Here is a 2,847-nt window from a genome sequence, read left to right as displayed (position 1 = left end):
TAAGACCCACAGCGCCGATGGTACTGCATCCGGGAGGATGTGGGAGAGTAGGTCACCGCCGGACAATATTTGAATAATCAGGGGGAGCCCGTACCAGTGTTGGTACGGGCTTCACTTGTTTAACGGCCCTGATTTAGTCTGGGCTCCTCGAGGCCCGTAGCCCGCTGGACGGGTGCCGGTAGGCTGGAAAGCATGAGTCCTTCCCTGTTTTCCCACGCCGCCGAACCGGATCCGGACCGAACCGGGTCCGCCCATGACACAGCCGTGCCGGACGTGGTTGCGGTCCGGCAGGTTCCCCGGGACGCTGAGGAAGCCTTCAACGGCTTCACCGATTACCTCCACTTATGGTGGCCGGAAGACCTGACGGACTTTGGCGAAGGTACACACATGGAGTTCGAGGGAGGCGTGCTTACCGAGACGGGGCCCGACGGCGATACCTCGGTCTGGGCCACGGTTCGCACCCGCGAACCGGATACCCTCCTGGAACTGGACTGGGTGGCCGGCCAGGATCCGCGGCACCCCACCGATGTACGCGTGGACTTTTCTCCTGTCGCCGACGGATCCACACTGGTCACCCTCCGGCATTCGGGCCTGGAGAGGCTTACGGAACCGGCCCGGGAATATGAGCGGCTTCAAGGGGAATGGGCGGCGATCCTGGACCGCTACGCACGCTTTATGGGGGCGCGGTAGTCTGCTGGCATGTCCCCAAATGCCCTCAGGGGCCTCACCCTCAATGGGCCCGACCTGCTGGTGGAAACTGCGCCGGAGATCCTTGCGTCCTACGCCACTGACCAGGGCCCGGTTCTGGATTACAGGGAACCGGTGGCTGTCATCTGGCCCACCAGTGTCAAGGGTGTGCAGGAGATGCTGCGCTGGGCCTCTGCAACGGGTACGCCCGTGGTGCCCCGCGGCGCCGGCACCGGGGTTTCAGGTGGAGCACACGCTACCGTGGGATGCGTCATTCTCTGCCTGGACCGGATGAACCGTATCCGCGAGCTTAACGCGGAGGACGAGGTCGCCGTCGTCGAGCCGGGGGTAATCAACGCGGACCTGAATGCGGCCGCGGCGCCTCACGGGTTGATGTATGCGCCGGACCCGGCCAGCTACCGGATCTCGACCATCGGCGGGAACGTTGCCACCAATGCCGGCGGCCTTCGCTGCGCCAAGTACGGGGTTACCCGTGACTCGGTCCTGGGCCTGGACGTGGTTCTGGCCAACGGAACACTCATCAGTACCGGGCAGCGCACTTTCAAAGGTGTCGCCGGCTATGACCTGACCAGCCTCTTCACGGGTTCGGAAGGCACCTTGGGCATCATCGTCGGTATCACTGTGCGGCTACGGTACCTGCCGGCAAAGACCCGAACCGTTGCAGCGTTCTTCCCCGATTTCCGGGCCGCCGCAGCGGGGGTTTTGGCCGTGGGTGCCGCCCGTGTGCAGCCTGCCATCATGGAACTGCTGGACGGTGCCACGCTGGGCGCCCTGGACAGGGTGCACGGCAGCACTCTTCGTGCCCGTGGCAACGCGCTGCTGTTGATCCAGACGGACGGCTTTGGCGCCGAAGCCGAGGCCGACGTCGTGCGTGGAGTGCTTACGGACCTGCATGGAACGGTGAGTGCAGAAGACTCGACGGAAGCCGAACGGCTGATTGAGCTGCGCCGCCACAGCCGCGGCGACGCGGAGGTCGAGCAGCTACGGGTCGGGGAGGACGTCGCCGTGCCCCGCTCCGCGCTCGTGCGGTACGTCGCGGAGCTGGAGCGAATGGCGGGGCAGCACCGGGTCAACCTCAAGGTGGTGGCTCATGCAGGGGACGGCAACCTGCACCCGACGTTCTGGGTACAGGCCGACGACGGCGGCGGACGGGAGCGCTTGGGAGCAGCACTTGATGAGTCCATCGCGGTCGCACTGGCCATGGGCGGCACCATCACCGGCGAGCATGGTGTCGGCCAGTTCAAACTGCCCTGGCTACCGCAGGAACAACAGGCGGAAGTACTGGAACTGCAGCAGAGGATCAAGGCAGTATTTGATCCCGAGGGCATCCTCAACCCCGGCAAAGCCATCACCGGTGCCGGGGTCTAGGAAGAGAATCCGGGCGGCTGCAGTTGCTAATCCAGGCCCATCCACACGGTGCGGTTGGGCCGCAGGAACTCGCCCTCCAAGGCATCCGGCGCGCTGTCCATTAGGAGGGGCAGATTGGGCAGTTGCACAGGTGCGTCGCCCATATTCAGAGCCACCAGGATGCCGCCGTTAACGAAGGCGACCAGGCCGTCGTCGTCGTGCTCCGGCCACCAGGCAAGCGAACCGTCGCCGAGGCCCAGTTCACGGCGCAGGGCAAGCGCATTGCGGTACAGGTTCAGGGTTGAGTCGGGATTGCGCTGCTCGATATCCCGGGAGTGCTTGCCCCAAATCGGCGGCTGCGGCAGCCAGCTCTCGCCCGTGGAGCTGAAACCGTAACTGGGGAGGTTCGCCTTCCAGGGCAACGGCACCCGGTTTCCGTCGCGGCCGACGCGGACACCTGCGGTGCGGTGGAAGGTGGGGTCCTGGCGGAATTCGTCCGGCAGCAGCGTGTGGTCCGGCAGGCCCAGCTCCTCGCCCTGGTAGAGGTAGACGCCTCCGGGCAGCGCCAGCATCAACAGGGTCGCGGCACGTGCCCGGGCGAACCCAAGTTCGAGGTCCGGCTGTTCGTCCCGCGGCCCGAGCCCGTCTCCGCTGCGGGGACCGGCGCCGGTCAGCCCGAAGCGGCTGGTGTGCCGGACGACGTCGTGGTTGGACAACACCCACGTGGTTGGTGCCCCGACCCGGTCGAAGGCGTGCAGGGAGGACTCGATGACTTCCCGCAGCGCCGGGGCG

Annotated in this window: 3 protein-coding genes; 2 read left to right on the top strand and 1 reads right to left on the bottom strand. The window is 66.0% G+C overall.

The window, feature by feature from the left end; translation table 11 throughout:
• The first annotated feature begins 192 nt into the window (after positions 1–192).
• Complete coding sequence (locus LOC60_RS16045; protein WP_230026713.1) at positions 193–690, top strand: SRPBCC domain-containing protein; 498 nt, start codon at positions 193–195, stop codon at positions 688–690.
• A 9-nt stretch (positions 691–699) separates the two neighbouring features.
• Positions 700–2,076, top strand: a complete 1,377-nt coding sequence (locus tag LOC60_RS16040) for an FAD-binding oxidoreductase (protein WP_230026711.1) — start codon at positions 700–702, stop codon at positions 2,074–2,076.
• A gap of 26 nt (positions 2,077–2,102) precedes the next feature.
• Here the strand turns inward: LOC60_RS16040 and LOC60_RS16035 are convergent.
• Positions 2,103–2,847: alpha-amylase family glycosyl hydrolase (locus tag LOC60_RS16035; protein WP_269440231.1), on the bottom strand; the 745-nt coding region annotated here is incomplete at its 5' end.

The organism is Arthrobacter sp. zg-Y769, assembly GCF_020907405.1.
Lineage (GTDB): Bacteria > Actinomycetota > Actinomycetes > Actinomycetales > Micrococcaceae > Arthrobacter_B.
Note: the sequence above shows the minus strand (reverse complement) of the source record. Positions and strands in the feature narration are given on the sequence as shown.